This window comes from Acidovorax sp. KKS102, from assembly GCF_000302535.1.
Lineage (GTDB): Bacteria > Pseudomonadota > Gammaproteobacteria > Burkholderiales > Burkholderiaceae_C > Acidovorax.
This window is the reverse complement of sequence record NC_018708.1, coordinates 4,574,191-4,594,872: the sequence shown is the minus strand read 5'-3', so window position 1 is coordinate 4,594,872 and position 20,682 is coordinate 4,574,191. Positions and strand designations below refer to the sequence as shown.

Annotated in this window: 21 protein-coding genes; 2 read left to right on the top strand and 19 right to left on the bottom strand. The window is 67.7% G+C overall.

From position 1 onward, the window contains the following. Positions 1-26: 26 nt before the first annotated feature. The 8 genes from rbsD to C380_RS21005 form a co-directional block, all read right to left on the bottom strand. Positions 27-416 carry a D-ribose pyranase gene (gene rbsD / locus C380_RS21040; protein WP_015015863.1) on the bottom strand — a complete coding sequence of 130 codons (390 nt, stop codon included), beginning with the start codon at positions 414-416 and terminating at the stop codon, positions 27-29. Continuing rightward, positions 413-1,357 (bottom strand): ribokinase, encoded by a 945-nt coding sequence (rbsK, locus tag C380_RS21035; protein WP_015015862.1) that lies wholly within the window; start codon positions 1,355-1,357, stop codon positions 413-415. Before rbsK ends, rbsD begins: the two co-directional genes overlap by 4 nt. Then, positions 1,354-2,376, bottom strand: coding sequence for a LacI family DNA-binding transcriptional regulator (locus C380_RS21030; protein WP_015015861.1), 1,023 nt, complete (start codon positions 2,374-2,376; stop codon positions 1,354-1,356). Before C380_RS21030 ends, rbsK begins: the two co-directional genes overlap by 4 nt. A gap of 56 nt (positions 2,377-2,432) precedes the next feature. Further along, complete coding sequence (locus C380_RS21025; RefSeq protein WP_015015860.1) at positions 2,433-3,425, bottom strand: ABC transporter permease; 993 nt, start codon at positions 3,423-3,425, stop codon at positions 2,433-2,435. Beyond that, entirely contained in the window at positions 3,422-5,083 is a 1,662-nt protein-coding gene (locus C380_RS21020; protein WP_015015859.1) for a sugar ABC transporter ATP-binding protein, read from the bottom strand. Before C380_RS21020 ends, C380_RS21025 begins: the two co-directional genes overlap by 4 nt. A gap of 144 nt (positions 5,084-5,227) precedes the next feature. After that, positions 5,228-6,181 (bottom strand): sugar ABC transporter substrate-binding protein, encoded by a 954-nt coding sequence (locus C380_RS21015; protein WP_015015858.1) that lies wholly within the window; start codon positions 6,179-6,181, stop codon positions 5,228-5,230. A gap of 468 nt (positions 6,182-6,649) precedes the next feature. Then, a complete protein-coding gene (locus tag C380_RS21010) occupies positions 6,650-8,332 on the bottom strand; it encodes an AMP-binding protein (protein ID WP_015015857.1) in 1,683 nt (560 codons plus the stop codon). A gap of 72 nt (positions 8,333-8,404) precedes the next feature. Continuing rightward, complete coding sequence (locus C380_RS21005) at positions 8,405-9,148, bottom strand: hypothetical protein (protein ID WP_015015856.1); 744 nt, start codon at positions 9,146-9,148, stop codon at positions 8,405-8,407. Positions 9,149-9,245: 97 nt separating this feature from the next. Here C380_RS21005 and C380_RS21000 point away from each other — a divergent pair, with 97 nt between their 5' ends. Then, positions 9,246-10,169 carry a triacylglycerol lipase gene (locus tag C380_RS21000; protein WP_015015855.1) on the top strand — a complete coding sequence of 308 codons (924 nt, stop codon included), beginning with the start codon at positions 9,246-9,248 and terminating at the stop codon, positions 10,167-10,169. A gap of 4 nt (positions 10,170-10,173) precedes the next feature. Here C380_RS21000 and C380_RS20995 read toward each other — a convergent pair whose 3' ends face one another. The 11 genes from C380_RS20995 to C380_RS20945 form a co-directional block, all read right to left on the bottom strand. Then, on the bottom strand, positions 10,174-10,845 hold the full coding sequence (locus tag C380_RS20995; protein WP_015015854.1) for a histidine phosphatase family protein: 672 nt from the start codon (positions 10,843-10,845) through the stop codon (positions 10,174-10,176). 97 nt (positions 10,846-10,942) lie between these two features. Continuing rightward, the gene (locus C380_RS20990; protein ID WP_015015853.1) at positions 10,943-11,926 is read right to left on the bottom strand and encodes a threonine dehydratase; all 984 of its coding nucleotides are present in this window, start codon (positions 11,924-11,926) and stop codon (positions 10,943-10,945) included. Next, complete coding sequence (locus C380_RS20985; RefSeq protein ID WP_015015852.1) at positions 11,923-12,564, bottom strand: LysE family translocator; 642 nt, start codon at positions 12,562-12,564, stop codon at positions 11,923-11,925. Before C380_RS20985 ends, C380_RS20990 begins: the two co-directional genes overlap by 4 nt. A gap of 6 nt (positions 12,565-12,570) precedes the next feature. Beyond that, complete coding sequence (locus C380_RS20980) at positions 12,571-13,290, bottom strand: VOC family protein (RefSeq protein WP_015015851.1); 720 nt, start codon at positions 13,288-13,290, stop codon at positions 12,571-12,573. After that, complete coding sequence (locus C380_RS20975; protein ID WP_015015850.1) at positions 13,287-14,162, bottom strand: PhzF family phenazine biosynthesis protein; 876 nt, start codon at positions 14,160-14,162, stop codon at positions 13,287-13,289. Before C380_RS20975 ends, C380_RS20980 begins: the two co-directional genes overlap by 4 nt. A gap of 169 nt (positions 14,163-14,331) precedes the next feature. After that, positions 14,332-15,195: a PhzF family phenazine biosynthesis protein gene (locus C380_RS20970; protein ID WP_015015849.1), complete on the bottom strand. Its 864-nt coding sequence runs from the start codon at positions 15,193-15,195 to the stop codon at positions 14,332-14,334. Between the two features lie 8 nt (positions 15,196-15,203). Further along, entirely contained in the window at positions 15,204-15,833 is a 630-nt protein-coding gene (locus C380_RS20965) for a glutathione S-transferase (protein WP_015015848.1), read from the bottom strand. Positions 15,834-15,839: 6 nt separating this feature from the next. Then, positions 15,840-17,045: a PLP-dependent aminotransferase family protein gene (locus tag C380_RS20960; RefSeq protein ID WP_015015847.1), complete on the bottom strand. Its 1,206-nt coding sequence runs from the start codon at positions 17,043-17,045 to the stop codon at positions 15,840-15,842. A gap of 98 nt (positions 17,046-17,143) precedes the next feature. Next, entirely contained in the window at positions 17,144-17,473 is a 330-nt protein-coding gene (locus C380_RS20955; RefSeq protein ID WP_015015846.1) for a DHCW motif cupin fold protein, read from the bottom strand. Continuing rightward, positions 17,470-18,390, bottom strand: coding sequence for a DMT family transporter (locus tag C380_RS20950; protein WP_015015845.1), 921 nt, complete (start codon positions 18,388-18,390; stop codon positions 17,470-17,472). The genes C380_RS20955 and C380_RS20950 overlap by 4 nt, the downstream gene beginning before the upstream one ends. Continuing rightward, positions 18,387-19,001 carry a LysE family translocator gene (locus tag C380_RS20945; protein ID WP_015015844.1) on the bottom strand — a complete coding sequence of 205 codons (615 nt, stop codon included), beginning with the start codon at positions 18,999-19,001 and terminating at the stop codon, positions 18,387-18,389. The genes C380_RS20950 and C380_RS20945 overlap by 4 nt, the downstream gene beginning before the upstream one ends. 137 nt (positions 19,002-19,138) lie before the next feature. Between C380_RS20945 and C380_RS20940 the strand changes: the two genes are divergently transcribed. After that, complete coding sequence (locus tag C380_RS20940; protein ID WP_015015843.1) at positions 19,139-20,626, top strand: PLP-dependent aminotransferase family protein; 1,488 nt, start codon at positions 19,139-19,141, stop codon at positions 20,624-20,626. Positions 20,627-20,682: the final 56 nt, after the last annotated feature.

Sequence of the window (20,682 nt, the reverse complement as noted above, 5' to 3'; positions counted from 1 at the left end):
CTGGCGGGTTTCACAACGTCAGAACCTCAGAAGGTCACGCCCGCCACCAGGATCACGTTGGCGTACGGCGTGCACTCGCCCGTGCGCACCATCACGCGGGCTTGCTGCGTCAGGCGCTTGAAGTCCTCGTGCGAAACCGCCTGGGGCGTGACCGGCAGCTGGCACCAGGCGGGCAACTGGCCGCCGTTGCGCTCCATGGCTTCGGTGGCGATCACGGCCTTTTCGACCTGCATTTCTTCCAGCACCACCCGCAGCACATCCGCCACGGCGGGGATGCCAGGCGTGAGCGCCAGGTCAACGCGGCGCGGGCCGTTGGGGATGGGCAGGCCCACGTCGCCGATCACCAGCATGTCGCCGTGGCCCAGGGTGGCGATGGCGTGGGAGAGTTCGGCGTGCAGCAGGGCGGTGCGTTTCACAGGGGGCTCCAGGCGGGCGGTTGGGGGCTGTGCGCCACGGCGGCGCGGGTGGGGATGGAGGGCTGGGCGCCGGGCTGGGTGACGCACAGCGCCGATGCGCGGATGCCTTCGCGCACGGCGGCGTCCAGTGGTTCGCCGCGTGCCAGGGCTACGGCCAGCGCGCCCAGGAAGGTGTCACCAGCGGCCGTGGTGTCCACGGCTTTCACGACGAGGCCCGGGTGGTAGCGGTTGCCTGCGGCGTCGGCGGCTACGGCGCCTGCCGCGCCCAGGGTCACCACCACCTGGGCGGGGCCCTTGGCGCGCAGGGCTTGTGCGGCCTGCGCGGCATCGGCGGGCGTGGTCACGTTCTGGCCCGCCAGCGCAGCGGCTTCCACCTCGTTCACGACCAGCGTGTGAACCCGCGGCCACAGGGCCTCGGGCAGGGGCTGGATGGGCGAGGGGTTGAGCACCACGGGGCAGCCAGCGGCATGCGCCATCTCGGCGGCGGCCAGCACCTGGGGCAGGGGCGTTTCAAACTGCAGCACCAGGCCGCCTGCGCCTTGCAGCGCGTTGCCCAGCGCGGCGGCATCCAGCACAAAGCGGCCATTGGCGCCGGGCACGACCACGATACGGTTCTGCCCTGTCGCTTCCACCGTGATGGCGGCTACGCCGGTGGTGGTTGCGGTGTCGGTCTGCACGCCGCTGTGGTCAATGCCGTCGGCATCGAGCCCGGCGCGCAGGGTGTGGCCGTAGCCGTCGTCGCCCACGCGGCCGAACAAGGCCACCTGGGCGCCCTGGCGCGCGCAGGCCACGGCCTGGTTGCCGCCTTTGCCGCCGGGCACCAGGTGCAGGGCGTCGGCCAACACGGTTTCGCCAGGGCCCGGTGCGTGCTGTACCTGCAGCACCAGGTCCATGTTCAGGCTGCCGACGACGGCGATGCGGGGTGTGTGGATGGTGCTCATGATGCACCTCCTGGCGCATGGGCCGTGGAGGCGCGCACGCGCAGCTCGGGCTGCAGCATCACCTTGCGCGCGTCCTGGCGCTTGCCGTCGATGCGCTCCAGCAGCATGTCCACGGCCAGCGCGCCGATGCGCTGCTTGGGCTGGGCCACAGTGGTGAGCGGCGGGCTGGTGAAGGCGGTGAGTTCGATGTCGTCAAAGCCGACGATGGACAACGCCTCGGGCACGCGCAGGTCGCGCTCGTGCGCGGCGCACAGTGCGCCCATGGCCATGAGGTCGTTGCAGACGAAGACGGCGGTGGGGGGCTCGGGCGCGCGCAGCACGGCGTGCATGGCTTCGTAGCCGCCCTGGCTGGTGAAGTTGCCATGCCACAGCAGGCCCTCGCCGGTGCCGCAGCCCGCATCGGCCAGCGCGGTGCGCCAGCCAGCGATGCGCTGTTCGCTGGGGGCAATGCCTTCGGGGCCGCCTATGCAGGCAATGCGGCGGTGGCCCAGCGACAGCAGGTGGCGCGTGGCCAGCAGGCCGCCCTGCATGTGGGCGGTTTCCACCAGGTCGCAGGGCTGTTGCTCGGCGATGTCGATTTCGCGGTCCACCAGCACGGTCGGGATGGACAGGCCCGCGAGCTGCGTGGCCAGCGTGGCGTCGTGCCCGGTGGAGACCACGATGAGCCCGTCAATGCGCCGCTCGGCCAGCACCTGCAGGTAGGTGCCCTGGCGGTGCGCCTCGTCGTTGGTGTTGCACAGGATGACGTTGTAGCCCGCGCCAAAGCAGCGGTCTTCCACGCTGTGCACGATCTCGGCAAAGTAGGGGTTGGAGCTGTTGGGGATGAGCATGCCCAGCGTGCGCGTGTTGTTGCTCTTGAGGCTGCGCGCGATGGCGCTGGGCACGTAGCCCAGAGCGCGGATGGCGGCCTCAACCCGTTCGCGCCCCTCGGGGCTCACGCGGCGGGTGCCGTTGACCACGTGCGACACCGTGGTGACCGACACCTCGGCGTGGCGCGCAACGTCCTTGATAGTAGCCATGCAAAAAGAAGAATGAGGTCGTTGTGGGTGGGGCGGCTGGATGCGGGGTCAGTCTCTCAGACCTTGGCGCGGCGCTGGCGCAGCGTGTCCACAATGACGGCCGCCACGATCACAAAACCCGTGATGATGCGCTTGCTGGGCTCGCTGGCGCCCACCTGGGCCAGGCCCGCCTCCAGCACCGCGATGATGAGCACGCCAAACGCAGTGTTCACCACCGAGCCGCGCCCGCCCATCAGGCTGGTGCCGCCAATCACCACGGCCGCAATCACCTGCAGCTCCATGCCGGTGCCCGCGTTGGGGTCGGCGGCTTCGAGCCGGGCGGATTGCATCAGCCCCGCCAGGCCCGCCAGCAGGCCGGTCATGGCAAACACGATGACGCGGATGGGGCGCGGGTCCACGCCTGCGAGGCGCATGGCTTCTTCATTGGTGCCAATGCCCACCACGCAGCGGCCGAATACGGTGCGCGACAGCACCAGCTGTGCCACCACCACCAGCACCACGGCCAGCAAGAAGGCGAACGAGATGCCGCCAAAGAACGGCGCCGACAGCCACGAGATTGCATCGCCCACGTACTGCGTGCGCGAGTCGGTCACCACATAGGCGCTGCCGCGCACGGCTTCCAGCATGCCCAGCGACACGATGAACGAGGGCAGTCGCCACGCCACCGAAATGGTGCCCGTGATGGTGCCGCACACCAGGCCCGTGGCCAGTGCCAGCGCGGCGGCGGCGGGCACCGTCCAGCCCCATTGCAGGATGGCGGCGGCCGAGGTGGCGGCGGCCAGCGCCATCACCGAGCCCACCGACAGGTCGATGCCCGCAATGATGAGCACAAAGGTCATGCCCACCGCCATCACGGCCAGGGCCGGGATTTCGTTGGCGATGGTGATGAAGGTCTCGGCGCTCCAGAAGTATTCGGACAGCGACGAGAACAGCGCCACCATGCCCGCCAGCACGGCCATCAGGCCCAGGTACGTACCCAGCTGGCTGCGCCAGACCGAGGAGGAAGAGGGCGCCGCAGCGGGCGCGGCAGATGCGGAGGGGGCGTTCATGCGGTGACAGGAGAAGAAGTGGAAGGGGTGGTGCTGGTGCGTCCGCCGGGCTCGGAGAACGCGGCCGCCAGCAGCGATTGCTCGGACCACTCGCCGCGCTCGAACACGGCCACCAGGCGGCCCGCGCTCATCACGCCGATGCGGTCGGCCATGGCCATGAGCTCGCGCAGGTCGGACGACACCATGAGAAGCGCGCGGCCCTCGGCGGCCATCCGGTCCAGCTCGCCATACAGCTCGGCGCGCGCGCCCACGTCCACGCCGCGCGTGGGTTCATCGAGCAGCAGCACGCGGCCTTCGCGGTGCAGCCAGCGGGCGAACACCACCTTTTGCTGGTTGCCGCCCGAGAGTTGCCCTACGGGTTGTTCCGGGCCGTGGCAGCGCACGCGCAGGGTGCGGATGAAGCCCTGCACCAGGCGGCTTTCCAGCCCGCGCTGCAGCCAGCCGCCGCGCGATACGGCCGACAGGTCGGACAGCGTGGCGTTAACGCGGATGGGCTGCGAGAGCAACAGGCCCTGGGATTTGCGGTCTTCGGTGACCAGGCCGACTCCGGCGGCAATGGCCTGCAGCGGCGACGCAAAGCCCCGGTGCCAAGTGCGCGGTGCGGTGGGCGCTGGTGCGGGTGGTTTTGCTATGTTTTGTGTAGCTACTAGCGAATGATCTACTAGCGCTTGCGGCTGTTTTTGCTCTGAAGTCGGGTGCAGCGTCACGCTGCCACGGTCTGCCCGGTCGGCGCCAAACAGCAGGCGGACCAGCTCGGTGCGGCCCGATCCAACCAGCCCGGCAATGCCGAAGATCTCGCCCGCGCGCAGCTCCAGGCTCACGTCCTGCACGGCGGTGCCCCGGCCCAGGTTGTCAGCGCTCATCACCACGGGGCCCACAGGGCGGCGCGGGCGGTGGTCCAGGTCGCTCACCACGCGGCCCACCATGCGCTGCACCAGGTCGTCTTCGCTCATGCCCGCCATGGGGCGCACGTCCACCAGGCGGCCGTCGCGCAGCACGGCCACGCGGTCGGCAATGCGGCGCAGTTCTTCGAGCCGGTGCGACACATAGATGATGGCCACGCCGCGTGCGGTGAGGTGCGCAATCTGCTCAAACAGGTAATTGGTCTCGCGCGGCGTGAGCATGGCCGTGGGCTCGTCGAGCACCAGGATGCGCGTGTCGTCCTGCAGGTTGCGCGCAATCTCCACCATCTGCTGCTGGCCGATGCCCAGCTGCGAGACGGGCGTGGCGGGGTCGATGGTATCGAGCCCGATCTTGGCCAGCTGCGCACGGGCGGCGGCGTGCAGCACATCGCGCTGCAGCCAGCCGAGGCGGTGCGGCAGGCGGCCCATCAACAAATTCTCGGCCACGGTGAGCGTGGGCACAAGGCCCAGCTCCTGCATCACCATGCGCACGCCGTGGCGCTCGGCATCGCGGCGCGACGAGGGCGCGTACGCCTGTCCCGCCAATTGCATGCCGCCGCGCGTGGGCTGTTCTAGCCCGCAGAGGATCTTGGACAGCGTGCTCTTGCCCGCCCCGTTCTCCCCGGTCAGCGCCAGCACCTCGCCCGCAAACAACTCCACGTTCACGCCATCGAGCACGGTGGCGGTGTAGTCCTTGCCCACGGCCTGGATGGCGAGCAGGGGCGTGCGTGGTGAGTCGGGTGACGGGCTGGGCATGGCAGTGTGTACAGTTTTTAATTTTGCAGCGGTGAACAAAGCTCAGCGAAGCGGTTCTGGCTAGGCGCCGTGTCGCAGGCAGTACTGGAAGTACGACAAGACACGGCAACAACGCCAGAAGAGCTTTGTTCTCCGCGCCCGGGCTTACTTGCTGTCTTTAGTCACCAGCACCACATCCGTCTTCACCGTGGCGGGCAACTGGTTTTGCGGCGTCTTGGCGGCCAGGGCCTTCTGCGCGAGTTCGATGCCGAACACGGCCTGCTTGGCGGCGTACTGGTCGGCGGTGGCCAGCACGCGGCCGTCGGCCAGCATGGGCTTGATGGCACCGATGTTGTCGTAGCCCACCACCTGCACCTTGCCGGTCTTGCCAGCGGCCTTCACAGCGGCCACGGCGCCCAGGGCCATGCTGTCGTTGCCCGCCAGCAGGGCGACGAGGTCAGGGTGCTCGCGCATCATGCCGGCGGCCACGGTGTTGCCCTTTTCAATCTCCCAGTTGCCGGACTGCACGCCCACCACGGTGATGTTGGCGGCCTTCATGGCGTCCTGGTAGCCCAGGGTGCGCTGCTGCGCATTGAACGTGGTGGACACGCCTTCGATGATGCCGACCTTGTCACCGGCCTTCAGCGTCTTGGCCAGGTGGTCGCCCACGAGCTTGGCGCCTGCACGGTTGTCGGGGCCCACGAAGGGCACGGTGATGTTCTTTTCCTTCAGCGCATCGGCATCGAGCTGGTTGTCGATGTTGACCACGAGGATGCCCTTGTCGATGGCGGACTTGACCACGGGCACCAGCGCCTTCGAATCCGCCGGGGCCAGCACGATGGCGTTGACCTTTTGCGCCACAGCCTGTTCGATCATCTTGATCTGCGCCGCCGTGTCGGTCTCGTTCTTGATGCCGTTGGCCACCAGCGTGTATTCCTTGGCATGGGCCTTCTGGTGCGCCTTGGCGCCGTCTTCCATGGTGCGGAAGAACTCGTTGGCCAGCGACTTCATGATGAGCGCGATCTTGGGCTTGTCCTGCGCAAATGCAGGGCTGGCCAGCAGGCTGCCCACAACGGCGAGGGCGGCGGCGGTCTGAACGGAACGGCGGGTGAACTTCATGGGGGTTGTCTCCAGGTTGGAATGTGGATAAAGGCAACGCTGAACAAGCCTCTCGCGCCCGGCGCATCCCTGGCTCAGCACGGTCTGCAGCGTCGCAAATCCTCGCGATAGCTACGGCTATCGCTGTGGTTTGCGCCTTGCAGCCCATCCCGATCCAGGGCCCGCCGCATCGCGGAGGCTTATTCAGCGTCGCCCTCAGGCGACCGACAGCCCGGAGAGAAACCCCCGGCAGACTCCGCAAGAAAGGAGCGCCTGCGGCTGCCCGGTGCCTTGTCGCGATCGGGATGATAACGAAAGCAAACGTTTGCGCAAACGTTTGCTAATCAGTAAAAACCCGGAGATGCCGATATTGGAGGATCTGGAGCACGCCGGCGGTTTGCAGTTTTTGCGCCCAAGAAAAAGGGCGCCGAAGCGCCCTGGGGGAGGTTGCCGGGTGCGGCGTTCGGGCCGCCGCGCCCATGAACAAGGTCAGGCCTTGCGCAGTTCCCTGCGCAGAATCTTGCCCACATTGCTCTTGGGCAGCTCGTCGCGGAACTCGATGTACTTGGGGCGCTTGTAGCCGGTGAGGTTCTGGTGGCAGTAGTTGGCCACTTCGTCCTCGGTCAGGGCTGGGTCGCTCTTGATGATGAACACCTTGATGGCCTCGCCCTGCTTTTCGTCGGGCACGCCGATGGCCGCGCATTCGACCACGCCGGGGCACAGGCTGATGACCTGCTCCAGCTCGTTGGGGAACACGTTGAAGCCGCTCACCAGGATCATGTCCTTCTTGCGGTCGATGATGCGGGTGTAGCCCTGCGGGTCCATGATGCCGATGTCGCCCGTGCGCATGAAGCCGTCGGGCGTGAAGGCCTTGGCGTTCTCTTCGGGCTGGTTGTAGTAGCCCACCATCACATTGGGGCCGCGGATGCAGATCTCGCCCGACTCGCCCTGGGGCAGGCTGTTGCCTTCGTCGTCCTTGATGGCAATGTCGATGCCCGGCAGCGGCAGGCCGATGTTGCCGCTGAAGGTGGTGCTGATCACCGGGTTGTTGGTGCCGATGGCGCAGGTCTCGCTCATGCCCCAGCCTTCGATCATGGTGCTGCCGGTCACCTTCTGCCACTGCTTGGCCGTGCCCTCGCTGGCCGCCATGCCCCCGGCCTGCGACACGCACAGGTGCGAGAAGTCCAGCGTCTTGAACTGCGGGTTTTGCAGCAGCGCGTTGAACAGCGTGTTCACCGCAGGCAGCATGTGGAAGGGGCGCTTCTTCAGTTCGGCGATGAACTTGGGAATGTCGCGCGGGTTGGGGATGAGCGTGAGGCTGGAGCCCTGGCGGATGGCCAGCAGGCACAGCGTGAGCGCGAAGATGTGGTACAGCGGCAGCGCGGCAATGCTGTTGGCCTTGGAGAGGTCACCCACCTTGGACAGCGCGGGCGTGAACCAGGCCTCGGCCTGCAGCGTGGCGGCCACGATGTTGCGGTGGGTGAGCACCGCGCCTTTCGACAGGCCCGTGGTGCCACCGGTGTACTGCAGAAAGGCAATCGAATCCAGCGTGGCCTGGCTGGGTGCGAGCGACTTGTGCTCGCCCAGCGACAGCGCCTTCTTGAACGTAACCACCTTGCGCCCATTGGACAGCGGCAGGTCATACGCAGGCACCATCTTGGCCAGGTGGCGCACGGCAAAGGTGATCCATTTGCCAAACCAGAAGCCCAGCAGGTCGCCCATGGACGCCATCACCACATGCTTGACGGCGGTGTGGTCCACGACCTCGGCCAGCGTGTGGGCAAAGTTCTCCAGGATCACGATGGCCGTGGCGCCCGAGTCCTTGAGCTGGTGCTCCAGCTCGCGCGCGGTGTACAGCGGGTTTACGTTCACGCAGGTGTAGCCCGCGCGCAGCACGGCGGCCATGGTCACGCCAAACTGCGGGATGTTGGGCAGCATGATGGCCACGCGCGCGCCGGGCTCCAGCCCCAGGCTCTGCAGATAGGCGCCCAGCGCGGCCGAGCGGCGCTCCAGCTCGCCATAGGTCATCCACTGGTCCATGCAGACCGAGAACGGGCTCGATGCGTGTTTGCGGAACGACTCTTCCAGCAGGTGGGCCACAGAGCGGTATTGCTCGGGCTTCACGTCGTGCGGGACGCCCGGGGGGTAGCTCTTGAGCCAGATCTTTTCCATGCGCTTGATTCCTTCGGTGCCAAATGCCGTTGATAGGTGGGCACAGATTGTGGAAGGCGGGCGCGTTGCGGGCTATCGGGCTTGTCCTAGTGTGTGGTTAAGCTGGGTCCCGCAGGTGACAGGGTCGGCATCGAAGAGCAAATCCATCAGCGCCCGCTCGCGCTGCTCGATGGTGGCCAGAAACTGCTCCACCCCGCCGCGCTGGCGTGCGAGCTGGCCGAAGGTGTCAAACCCGGCCTCCAGAAACTTCTGCAGCGCGCCCATGCCCGCCGCGTTGGCCGGGCCGCGCATCATGCGCAGCATCATCCGCAGCCCGGGCGTGCGCGTGAGGCGCGCCAGGTCATTGCCCATGGCCAGCACGCGCTGTAACTGCTGCTGGCGCGCATGGCGCTGGCCCACGGTGCGCCACGCGGCGGTGTAGCGGGCGGCGTTGTTGGCCGCGTCGGCCCCCTGCACAAGCCAGGCGCGGCCCATGTCCTGGTCCAGCTCCTCTGTCTGCGCGTGCAGCACGGCCAGGGCCACGGCCGCGTTGACGACCGGCTGGGGGAACATGGTCTGCAGCGTGCCCGCGATGCGGCCAAACTGCTGGTCGCGGTCGGTGTAGTCGGTGTCGCTGTACAGCTCTTCCAGAAAAAAGCGCGCTGCGGGACCGAACGCAGGCGAGTCCATCAGGTCCGCATAGGTGCCCCGAAAGCGCCGCGCCTGCAGGCTTTTGACGCTGCCCACCGCCGCCCCCAATGCCGGGTCGCCTGTGCGGTGCAGGCGCAGGGCGGTCACGTCGGCGATGCAGTCGCGGATGGTCTGGGCGGCATCCATGGGGTGGGGTCCTTTCAGCGTTCTGCGGGGTGCGGTGTCGGGCGGTGGTCAGACCGCACAATGCGGCTGGTCGATTACAACATTTGCCCTTACCACCATGATCGCGCGCTGGCAACGAATCCTTCTCCTGTGCATCCTGCTGGCCATGGCCGCCTGGCTGGTGTGGCAATGGCCCCATTCACCGTTGCGTGCTGTGCTTGTGGCACTGGTGCCGCTCAGCATTTACCTGGTGGTGATGGCGGTGGAGTTTGTGCTGATGCATTTCACCAACCGTACCGACGCTGCGCCCCGTGCCCGCCTGTCGCAGGTGGTGGGTGCCTGGTGGGCCGAGGTGTGGGTGGCGCTGCTGGTCTTCTGCTGGCGCCAGCCGTTTCGCCACCAGTCCGTGCCCGACTGGCTGCCTGCGCAGCCGACCGGAAAACGCGGCGTGGTGCTGGTGCACGGCTTCATGTGCAACCGGGGTTTGTGGCTGCCGTGGTTTGCGCAGCTGCAGGCGCGGGGGCATGCCTATGTCGCGGTCAATCTGGAGCCGGTGATGGGCTCGATTGACGAGTACGCGGACATCATTGAAGACGCTGTGCGCAAGGTGACGGCGGCCACGGGGCAGGCGCCGGTGTTGTTGTGCCACAGCATGGGGGGCTTGGCGGCGCGGGCGTGGTTGCGGGCGCACCAGGCGGATGGGCGGGTGCACCGGGTGTTGACGTTGGGCACACCGCATGGGGGCACGTGGCTGGGGCGTTTCAGTCGCGCGGTGAATGGGCGGCAGATGAGCTTGGCGGGGGACTGGGTGGTGGCGTTGCAGCGGGCGGAGCCTGCGGGGCGGGCGGCGTTGTTTACCTGCTGGTATTCGAACTGCGACAACATCGTGTTTCCGGCGACTACAGCGGCGTTAGCGGGGGCGGAACACCGGTTGGTGGAAGGGGTGGCGCATGTGCAGATGGCGTTTGACCCTGGGGTGATGGCGGCTTGTCTGGAGGAGGTTGAATTGGTTCGGAGTGATCCGCTGTTTAAGTCAAACTGATAGCTCAGGCGTGCGTGACCCACTGCGCATGCTCCAGCTCATTGAGGTGCGGCAGCGTGTTGAAGGTCTGCAGCATCAATCGCTTGGGCGAGATGGAGAACTCCGTCACCGCGCTGTTGCGGATGCGCATGTTCAGCGCAATGGTGACCTCGGGCGCCGTGCCCAGCACTTCGCCCACAGCGGTGGAGATGGGGCCGCCGCTGCTCACCAGCAGCACGTTCTGGCCTGCGTGGTGGTGGCGCACATGGTCCAGCGCGCTGCGCACACCGGCCGAAAATTCGTTCCAGCTGGGCATGCCCTGGGGGCTGATGACACCTGCCATCCACTGCGCCAGCGCGTCGCACAGGATGCGGAAGTGCGCGCGGTAGCGCTCGGGCGTGTCGGCCGGGCCCAGGGGCTGGGGGTGGATGGCGGCGATCAGCGCGTGGCTGTCGTATTCGTTGAGGCCTGGCAACTGCAGCGCATTGGGCGTGGTCTGCAGGCCCTCGGCAATGCCTTCCAGCGTCTGTGTGTGGCGGCGCAACGTGCCGGTGATGACGGCGTCAAACCCCAAGCCGCGTGCGCGCCAGTGTTCGCCCAGGCGCACTGCCTGCTGGCGGCCCAGCGCGCTGAGCTGGTCGTAGTCTTCCGCGCCAAACGAGGCCTGGCCGTGGCGCACGAGGTAGAGAGTTCCCATCCGGCGGATTGTGATCAGAACCCGCCGCAGGCGTTTGTCGCAAAAGCGACCGATGCTATTAAATGTGTAGCTTTTTTCGGTTAAATCTGCAAGGGCTTCAGCCCGCCAGAACGTTGCCGAACATGGGCGCATCCACGTTGCCGCCCGTCAACGCCAGGCCCACGTGCAAACCCGGTAGCTGGTCGCGTTCCTGCAGCGCTGCTGCCAGTGCGGCGGCGCCCGCACCCTCCGCCACGTTGTGGGTGTCGGTAAAGATCGCGCGCATGGCGGCGGCCACTTCGGCGTCGCTCACCTGCACGATGTGGTCGATGTGTGGCGCCATCACGGCCAGAGCCTCGGCGTCGGCCACGCGGCAGGCCATGCCGTCGGCGAGCTGGGTGGTCACCGGTGCTTCGACCACATGGCCAGCGGCCAGCGAATCGGCATAGGTGGTGGCGTGGCTGCTGACCACGCCGACCACGCGCACGGGGTGCTGCAGCGCGAGCTTGGCGGCGATGGCCGAGCACGCGCCCGAACCCTGGCCGATGGGCACGTACACCACGTCGAGCTGGGGCACGGCGCGCAAAAACTCCCACCAGTAGGTGCTCACCCCGCGCAGCAGGTCGGGGTGGAAGCTGGGCACCATGTGGGCGCCGCGCTGGGCCGCGAGCTGCATGGCGTGTTCGCGCGCCTCCTGAAAGTCGTCGCCGTGTTCGATGAGCGTGACGCCCAGCGCGCGCATGGCGGCGTTCTTCTCCACCGAGTTGCCGCGCGGCACGACGATGGTGCAGGCCACGCCGTGGCGGCGCGCGGCCCAGCCCATGCTTTGGCCGTGGTTGCCGCGTGTGGCGCTGATGACCTCTTGGGGCAGCGCGCCGCGCTGGGCGAGCTGGTCAAAGTAGGTCAGGCCGCCCCGGATCTTGAACGCGCCCACGGGCGTGTGGTTCTCGTGCTTGAGCCAGCAGTCGGTTCCCAGGCGCTGGCTGAGCAGGCCCCAGCGGTACTGGGGCGTGGCGGCGAAGTCGCGGTACACCACCTCGGCAGCGGCTTCGATGTCGGCCAGGGTGGGCAGCAGGGCGGTGGGGTCGAGGCGGGTGTTCATGCGGCGGCTTTCTTTTCAGTCAACAGTTTGAGGGCGAGCAGACCGAGCACGGTGCCCATGAAGTAGCGCTGCGCACGCATCCAGGCAGCGTTGCGGTTGAGGAACAGCGCCACGCGGGCGGCGCCCAGCACCAGCAGGGCGTTCACGGCGGCACTGGTGCCGATCTGCACGGCGCCCAGCGTCAGGCTTTGCAGCAGCAACTGGCCGCGCTCGGGGTGCAGAAACTGGGGGAAGAACGACAGGTAGAACATGGCCACCTTGGGATTCAGCAGGTTGGTCATGAAGCCCATGAGGAACAGCGTGCGTGGGCGGTCGTGCGGCAGGTTGCGCGCTTCAAACGGCGCGACGCCCCCCGGTTTGACGGCCTGCCAGGCCATCCACAGCAGATAGGCAGCACCGACGTAGCGGATGGCGTCAAACGCCAGCGGCACGGCCGCCAGCAGCGCGGTGAGGCCCAGTGCCGCTGCCAGCAGGTGCGCGACAAAACCCAGCACCACCCCCGTCAGCGAAATGAGCCCGGCACGCGGCCCCTGGGTGAGGCTGCGCGAGACGCAGTACACCATGTTGGGTCCCGGCGTGAGTACCAGCACGAGGGCGGCGAGCGCGAAGAACAGCAATTCCTGCAACGAAAACAGCATGGCGGTTTACTCCTGGGGGGTGAGCGAAGTGAGGGTGACGGGGCCCCGTGGCGTGGAGAGTTGGGCACTGAGGCGCGGAGCGGCGCCCGGCGTGACGAGGACGGAGGTGGCGACACCCACGGCGGTGCACGCGACCTGCAATGTGGCGGCTTGCAGGTGCTGCAGTGCGAGTTGTTCCAGCTGCACGCCGCTCGCGGGCAGGCTGTCGCAGGGGTGCACGGCGCCCCACTGGATGAGGGTGGGCAGGCATCCGTCCATCAGGCGCAGGCCGTCGTCCCGCACGGTGATCTGCCACTGCAGCAGGCCATGGGGCGTGGGGCGGCTGGCGGTGATGACGGCGCCGCGATCCATGTCCAGCGCCGACAACGCGGTGCACGCGGCCTCCACGTCGGGCACGCTCGCCACCCAGTGGATGAGCTGGGGGCCGTGTTGGGCCACCTGGGCCTGCAAATTGGCGTCATCCATGTCAAACCAGCGTCTTGCGTTGGTGGATATTGCCTTGGATGCTCCTGGGTTGATAGCAATGATCTCCAGGTAGGCGCGCGGATGCGTGGGGCTTGCGACGTTGAAGATGCGGTTGTGCGTGCCCATCAGCGGGTGTTCGCCGCCCGCCGTGGGAGTGACGCCCAGCGTGCGTTCGCACCAGGCCACACCGCTGGCCAGGTCGGCCGCCAGCACGACCAGGTGGTCCACGCAGGCGGGTTGCTGGGTGGAGGTGGCGGTCACAGCAGCACCTCACCGGCCATGCAGGTGACCGAGCTGCCGCCGACCCAGATGGTGTCGCCGTCCTGTTGCACGTACACCCGCCCGGCGCGCCCCAGGCAGGTGCCTTGGGCGGCCACATATTGGGCGGGGGCCAGCCCGGCGCCGATGAGCCATTGCGCCAGCGCTGCGTTCAGGCTGCCGGTCACGGGGTCTTCGGCCAGGCCGTTGTTGCCGGGGAAGAAGGCGCGCACTTCAAAGGCGATGCCCTCGGCGTCGGTGCTGCCAATGACACCCACCTTGCCACGCGGGCCGACCACGCCCACGTCCAGCTGGCCAAGGATGCTGGCGTCAGGCTTCAGCGCCAGCACCTGCTCGCTGCTGCGCAGCATCACACCCCGCCAGTTGGGGCCGTTGTCGCACCAGGCGTGGTGCAGGATGTCGCTGCGCGCCACGCCCAGGCCCCGGGCAATCAGCGCCACGTCATCTTCGGCCAGCGGGCCGCTTTGGATGAGGGGCGGCGCGGCGAAGGCCAGGCGCTCGCCGTCCTGGCGCAGCGTGACCAGGCCCACGCCACATTCCTGCACCACCTGGCCCGCGACCTGGGGCCGTCCGCCGGCTTGGAGCCAAGCGTGGCAGCTGCCCAGCGTGGGGTGGCCTGCAAAAGGCAGTTCGCGCCCGGGGCAGAAGATGCGCACGCGGTAGTCGGCACCGGCGGCGCGCCCTTCCGGGGTGGGGGGCAGCAGGAAGGTGGCTTCGGACAGGTTGGTCCAGTTGGTGAAGTCCTGCATGGCTTTGGTGCTGAGGCCGGAGCCGTCCAGCACCACGGCAAGAGGGTTGCCACGGTAGGGTGTGGCGGTGAATACATCGACTTGCTGGAACGGGCGTTGGTGCATGGTGGTCAGGTCCTTGGTCAATCAAACGGGCAGGGAAGCGGGGTGGGCCGGGCACGCCGGGGGCTCACCGGGGTGTGGCCCGGTGTGCAAACTGGTGGTTGTGGCTCGGCGCCCTGGCGAGGCCGAGGGGGCAATCAGCCGCTGGTGCGTAGGGCGGTGCGGTACGGGGTCATAGCAGCACCGTGCCTTCAATGCAGGTGACAGCGCGGCCGCCCACCCACAGCTGGTGGTCATCGTCCTGGCGGATGTGTACGCGGCCGGCGCGGCCCAGGCATTCGCCCTGGGCCACCAGGTAGCTGCGGGGGGCGAGGCCGTCGGCAATCAGCCATTCAGCCAGGCTGGCGTTCAGGGTGCCCGTCACCGGGTCTTCAGGGTTGCCCATGGGGGCGGCAAACGCGCGCACCACCACGCCGGGCTGGGCGGTGTTGCTGGCGGCAGGGCCCACATGGATCACGCCCACGTCCTGACCCAGGTCCTTCAGGCGGGCGTGGTCGGGGTGCAAGCCCAGCACCGTGTCGGCGCTGTCGAGCAGCAGGCCCAGCCACACGGGGCCGTTGTCCAGCATCTGCGCGCCCAGAATCTGCTGCGGACGCAGGCCCAGGGCGCTCGCGATCAGTGGCACCAGCGCGGGGCTGGGGGCGCTGCGCTTGAGCGGGGGCGCGGCAAACGCCAGGGTGTCGCCGCTCAGGGCAATGCGCACCAGGCCCAGCGCACATTCCTGGATCACCATGCCGTCTTGTTGCGGGCGGTGGCCCGCCTGCAGCCAGGCGTGGCAGGTGCCCATTGTGGGGTGGCCCGCAAAAGGCAGCTCGCCATTGGGGCTGAAGATGCGCAGGCGGTAGTCGGCCCCGGCCGCGCGCCCGGCGTCGGTGGGCGGCATCAGAAAGGTGGTTTCCGACAGGTTGGTCCAGGCCGCAAAGCGGCGCATGTCGCTGTCGCTCAGGCCGTCGGCATCCAGCACCACGGCCACGGGGTTGCCGTAGCCGGGGCGGTCGCTGAACACGTCGATCTGCTTGAAGGGGCGCTGGTGCATGGAGAGGCTCACGCGAGAGGCTGATCCAACACGCCCCGGGCGCCGGGGCGGGTGCTGACCGTGTTGTACCACCGCTCCAGATGGGGGTGTGCAGGGCGATCTTGCGGCAGGCCCCACCAGCGGTGGATCTCGCAGCCCACTGGGATGTCGGCCATGGTGAACCGTTCACCCGCCATGAAGGGCTGGCGCGCCAGGTGGGCATCGAGCATCGCCATCAGCGGCTCGGTCAGTGCGACCGATGCGGCGATGAGCGCCTCGTTGCGCTGTGCTGCGGGGGTGCGAATCCACTGGAGGAACGCATCACGCCCGGCGGGGTTCAGCGTGGTCTGTTGCCAGTCCATCCACTGTTCGGCCACAAAGCGCGTGGGCAGGTCTTCGGGGTACAGGTTGCCCAGCGAATGCCGGGCGCACAGATAGCGCACGATGGCGTTGGACTCCCACAGCGTGACGCCCGTGTCCTCGTCCTCAATCAGCGGCACCAGACCGTTGGGGTTGAGGCCCAGGTAGCGTGCCTCGCGCACGATGCCGAACTGGCCGCCCGCGTCGGTGCGCTGCACCGAGGGCAGGCCCAGCTCTTGCACGGCCCACACGACCTTGCGCACGTTGATGGACGACAGGCGCCCCCAGAGCCTCAGCATGGTGAATCAGCCCTTGCTCTCGCGGATCGCCGCAGCCAGGGCGGCGATGCCGGTGGCGATCTGCTCCACGGTGGAGGTGACGAACGACAGGCGCAGAGTGCGGTGGTCGGCGTTGTCGGCATAGAAGGCCGCCCCGGGCACAAAGGCCACATTGCGCTCCACGGCCTTGGGCAGCAGCTCGATGGCGCTCATGCCTTCGGGCAGGCGCACCCACAGGAACATGCCGCCGTCGGGGCGGTTCCAGTGCACGCCCAGGCCTTGCATTTCCTTGTCGAGCGCAGCCAGCATGGCCTCGCACTGCTGCTTGTACAGCGCGCGGATGGTGGGCACGTGGCGGTCCAGGAAGCCGTCCTTCATCACCTCGGCCACCAGGCGCTGGTTGTAGCCGGGGGTGTGCAGGTCGGCCGCCTGCTTGGCTTGCAGCAGCTTGGGGTACACGGCCTTGGGCGCCACGATGTAGCCCAGGCGCAGGCCGGGGGCCAGCACCTTGGAGAACGAGCCCATGTAGATGCAGCCCTCGGGGTTGCGGGCCGTGAGCGGGGCGGGCGGCGGGGCGTCGAACCACAGGTCGCCGTAGGGGTTGTCTTCCACCAGGGGCAGGTTCAGCTCGGCGGCGGCGGCCACCAGCTCGGCGCGTCGTGCGTCGCTCATGGTGCGGCCCGTGGGGTTCTGGAAGTTGGGCAGCACGTACAGGAAACGCGCCTTGTCCGCGCCCGTGCCCACCTTGGCGCGCAGGTCGTCGATCAGCACGCCCTGGTCGTCGCTGGCCACGGACACCACGTTGGGCTCCATGGGCGTGAAGGCCTGCAGCGCGCCCAGGTAGGTGGGGGTTTCCACCAGCACGCGGCTGTTTTCGTCGATGAGGATCTTGGCGATCAGGTCCAGCGCCTGCTGCGAGCCGGTGGTGATCAGGATCTGGTCGGCATCCACGTCCCAGGGCAGGAAGTCAGCAATCGCCTGGCGCAGCGGGCCGTAGCCTTCGCTGGCTGCGTATTGCAGGGCGCCGGGTCCGTCATTGGCCAGCACCGCGGCGGACGCGGCGGCAAACGCGGAGACCGGGAAGGTCTTGGGCGACGGCAGGCCGCCCGCCAGGCTGATGATGCCGGGCTTTTCGGTGACCTTCAGGATTTCGCGAATGACCGAGGGGTTCATGCGCTCGGCACGGCGTGCCAGGGTCCACGTGCTGGTGGTGGGAAGGTCGTTCAGTTTCACTCTCGTCTCCTGCGGGTGGCCGCCTGGGCCGCTACGGTTGCAAAGTTGTTGTCAAAAAATGGGTGTGCAGCAGCCCTGGCGGGGGCGTTCACATCTTTTCAGTCCACGATGAACAGGGTGGCGCCCTGTGGGGATGTGGACCGGTGAGGTTCTGCATTGTCCGCCACCTGGTAGCTCATACCCGGTGTCAGGGTGTACTGCCGGCCGTCGGCCAGCTCGGTGTGCAACTCGCCGCTCAGGCACAAGAGCACATGGCCCTTGGTGCACCAGTGGTCGGACACATAGCCGGGTGTGTACTCGACCATGCGCACGCGCACCTCGCCAAATGTCTGGGTGCGCCATAAGGCCTGGCCCGCTTCGGCGCTTTTTTCTTCGCGCGGAATGCTGGCCCAGTCGGTAGTGGCAAAGGGAATGTTGTTCAACTTCATGCTGCGGGCCTTGGGGTGGCGTGGACGGGCATTCTCTTGCCGAGGAACACCGTGGCGATCACGGCCACGGCAAACACCAGGGTGACGGTATCGAGGTGCTCACCCAGCAGCGGCACCGCAAACAGCAGGCTCAAAAAAGGCTGGATGAGCTGGATCTGGCTGACCCGCACGGCACCCAGCGCCAGGGCGCGGTACCACGCAAAGAAGCCGATCCACATCGAGAACAACGCCACGTACAGAAAGCCCGCCCAGCTCATCGCGCCAATGCTGGAGGGCACGGCCGGCGCAAACCACCAGGCCACGGGCAGCGTGAGTGGCAGGCTGCACACCAGCACCCAGCAAATCACCTGCTCGGCCCCCAGCCGGGGTGTGAGGCGGGCGCCCCCGATGTAGCCCAAAGCGCCCGTGGTCATGGCAATCAGCAGGTAGACGTTGGCCGCCCCCAGGTACAGCCCGCCTGCGCGCCACACCATGAAGCCCAGTACCAGCCCGCTGCCCAGTACCGCGCAGGCCCAGAAGCCTGCCGAGGGCCGCTGCCGGTACCACAGCGCACCCAGCAGGGCGGTGGACAGTGGCAGCAGCGCGGTGACCACCGCGCCATGGGTGCTGGGCACGTGGCGCAGTGCCAGCGCCAGAAACAACGGGAAGCCCACGATCACGCCGAACGCTGTGATGCCCAGTAGCGGCCACTCGGCGCGCACCGGCAGGTTCAGGCGCCCCTGTGCGCGTTGCCATAGCTGGTAGCCGATGGACAGCAGCCCCGCCACGGCGGCACGCCCGAACGTGACGAACCAGGGGGACAGCTGGGGTGCATCGGTAGAGCCCACGGCCAGCCGAGTCATGGGCAAGGTGGCCGCAAACAGCGTGACGCCGACCAGGCCCCAGAGCAGGGCTTCTTTTTCCTGTGTGCGGTTCATAGGGTGAGCATCCAATACGCCGTGAGCACCAGCACGAGTGCCAGCGTGCGGTTGAACCACAGCAGCCGGGTGCCCTGCGCCAGCCACTGGCGCAGCAGCGAACCCACCAGCGCATAGACAAAGTTGCTGGTGAAAGCAAACACCATCATCACGCCGCAGATGATGGCCAGGCGCTCCCCGGGGTTGGAGGCAGGCTGCCCGGCGGCGTTGACCACCCAGCCTGCGCTGAGTGTGAGGGCGAGCATCCAGGCCTTGATGTTGACAAACTGCAGGCCCACACCCTGCCAGAAGGTCACGTTCAGGCGCGATGTGTCGATGGCCGTCATCTGGCCGGCGCGGCTGAGCTTGAAAGCCAGCCACAGCATGTAGGCCACGCCCAGCAGCGTCACAGCCCAGCGCAAGGCGGGCACGCCGGTGATGAGGGCTCCCAGGCCCAGGCCGCTGCCCAGCATGAGCAGCGTCCAGCCCGCTGGCACGGCGAGGCAAAAGCGCAGCGCGCGCTTGAGGCCCAGGTTGGCCGCGAGCGCGGTGGACAAGGTGGTGTTGGGCCCCGGCGAAAAGCTCATGGCGGTGCAAAACAGCAGCAGGGCGGTGAGTTCGGCGACGCTCATGGGGAATGGCAGGGGGTTCTTGTCGGATGTGTGGGTTCAATGTAATCTTGCAAACCAATACATGACCAGTACAGTCATTCAGCGCAGTATTGAATCTGTATTGGTTGCGAAGACAGTACACCACCCGGGGCCTTGCCATGCTGATGAAATCCTCCACCCAGTCGCTCACCGAGCAGTTGTCGACCCGGATCTCGGAGCGCATCCGCAACCGCCTGCTGGCGCCCGGCGCGCGCCTGCCGTCGGTGCGCCAGTGTGCGCAGCAAAACGGGGTGAGCCCGTCTACCGTGGTGGCGGCCTATGACCAGCTGCTGGCCCAGGGGCTGGTGGAGGCGCGCAAGAACCGGGGTTTTTTTGTGCGCGAAAGTGGCCGCGCGGCCCATGCTGCAGACGACGAGGACGCCCCCCCCGTGGACCCCGGGCTGGAGAGTGCGGCCGCCAACTGGAGCACAGCACACTGGTTTGCGGCACGTGCGGCGGGGCGCGCGGGCCCAGGGGTCTCGCCCGTCAACGCCACGGCGCTGATCCGGGGCATGTTCCACAAGATCAGCGACAAGCCCCAGCCCGGCATGGGGGTCTTTCCGCCCGACTGGCTGGAGTCCACCTTCATGCCTGCGGCCGTGCGCAAGGTCACCAACTCACGGGCCCTGCAGGACTTCTCGCTGCAATACGGCGAGCCGCTGGGCGATGCAGGCCTGCGGCGTGTGCTGGCCAAGAAGCTGTCCACGCTCAACGTGCACACGGTGCCCGAGAACATCATCACCACCGTGGGGGCCACCCATGCGCTCGACATCGTGAGCCGCACCCTGCTGCGCCCCGGCGACCCGGTGATGGTGGAGGAGCCTGGCTGGGCGGTGGAGTTTGCGCGCCTGGCCGCCCTGGGCATGCACATCCTGCCCGTGCCGCGCCGCGCCGATGGCCCGGACCTGGAGGTGATGGCGCGCTACTGCGAGGTGCACAAGCCCAAGCTGTACGTGAGCGTGAGCGTGTTCCACAACCCCACGGGCTATTGCCTCACGCCGGGCAGCGCCCACCGCGTGCTGCAACTGGCCAACCAGCACAACTTCCATGTGGTGGAGGACGACACCTACAGCCACATTGCGCCCGAGCACGCCACGCGCCTCACGGCGCTGGATGGCCTGCAACGCACCATCTACGTGAGCGGCTTTGCCAAGATCCTCGCGCCAAACTGGCGCATCGGCTTCATGGCCGCGCCGCCCGCGCTGGTGGAGCAGTTGCTCGACACCAAGCTGCTGGCCACGCTGACCACACCCGCGCTGCTGGAAAAAGCCCTGGCCTTGTGCATCGAGCAGGGCCAGCTGCGCCGCCACGCCGAACGCATTCGCACCCGGCTGGATGCGGCGCGCGCGCGCAGCGTGAAGCTGGCCCTCGGGGCGGGCTGCACCTTTGCGGCCGAGCCGGTGGGCCTGTTTGGCTGGGTGGAGACCGGGGTGGACACCGATGCGCTGTCCCAGCGCATGCTGGACGAGGGCTACCTGCTGGCGCCCGGTGCCCTGTTTCATGCCGAGCGCAAACCCAGCACCCTCATGCGTATCAACTTCGCGACGACGCAGGAGGCGGCGTTTTGGAAGACCTTTGCACGGGTGCGCGACGAGCAGGCCCGGTGAGTCGCTGAGCGCTGCCCCGTCGGGCGAAGCAGGCGCCTCACCGGGTCAACGGGAGG

Coding starts and splice junctions, on each gene's coding strand:
- C380_RS21005 (WP_015015856.1), bottom strand. CDS start 9,148: ATGGATGCCGCCCAGACCATCCGCGACTGCATCGCCGACGTGACCGCC.
- C380_RS20995 (WP_015015854.1), bottom strand. CDS start 10,845: ATGGGAACTCTCTACCTCGTGCGCCACGGCCAGGCCTCGTTTGGCGCG.
- C380_RS20985 (WP_015015852.1), bottom strand. CDS start 12,564: ATGCTGTTTTCGTTGCAGGAATTGCTGTTCTTCGCGCTCGCCGCCCTC.
- C380_RS21025 (WP_015015860.1), bottom strand. CDS start 3,425: ATGAACGCCCCCTCCGCATCTGCCGCGCCCGCTGCGGCGCCCTCTTCC.
- C380_RS20955 (WP_015015846.1), bottom strand. CDS start 17,473: ATGAAGTTGAACAACATTCCCTTTGCCACTACCGACTGGGCCAGCATT.
- C380_RS21020 (WP_015015859.1), bottom strand. CDS start 5,083: ATGCCCAGCCCGTCACCCGACTCACCACGCACGCCCCTGCTCGCCATC.
- rbsK (WP_015015862.1), bottom strand. CDS start 1,357: ATGAGCACCATCCACACACCCCGCATCGCCGTCGTCGGCAGCCTGAAC.
- C380_RS20965 (WP_015015848.1), bottom strand. CDS start 15,833: ATGCTGAGGCTCTGGGGGCGCCTGTCGTCCATCAACGTGCGCAAGGTC.
- C380_RS21015 (WP_015015858.1), bottom strand. CDS start 6,181: ATGAAGTTCACCCGCCGTTCCGTTCAGACCGCCGCCGCCCTCGCCGTT.
- C380_RS20945 (WP_015015844.1), bottom strand. CDS start 19,001: ATGAGCGTCGCCGAACTCACCGCCCTGCTGCTGTTTTGCACCGCCATG.
- C380_RS20970 (WP_015015849.1), bottom strand. CDS start 15,195: ATGCACCAGCGCCCCTTCAAGCAGATCGACGTGTTCAGCGACCGCCCC.
- C380_RS21030 (WP_015015861.1), bottom strand. CDS start 2,376: ATGGCTACTATCAAGGACGTTGCGCGCCACGCCGAGGTGTCGGTCACC.
- C380_RS20950 (WP_015015845.1), bottom strand. CDS start 18,390: ATGAACCGCACACAGGAAAAAGAAGCCCTGCTCTGGGGCCTGGTCGGC.
- C380_RS20990 (WP_015015853.1), bottom strand. CDS start 11,926: ATGAACACCCGCCTCGACCCCACCGCCCTGCTGCCCACCCTGGCCGAC.
- C380_RS20940 (WP_015015843.1), top strand. CDS start 19,139: ATGCTGATGAAATCCTCCACCCAGTCGCTCACCGAGCAGTTGTCGACC.
- C380_RS20975 (WP_015015850.1), bottom strand. CDS start 14,162: ATGCACCAACGCCCGTTCCAGCAAGTCGATGTATTCACCGCCACACCC.
- C380_RS21010 (WP_015015857.1), bottom strand. CDS start 8,332: ATGGAAAAGATCTGGCTCAAGAGCTACCCCCCGGGCGTCCCGCACGAC.
- C380_RS21000 (WP_015015855.1), top strand. CDS start 9,246: ATGATCGCGCGCTGGCAACGAATCCTTCTCCTGTGCATCCTGCTGGCC.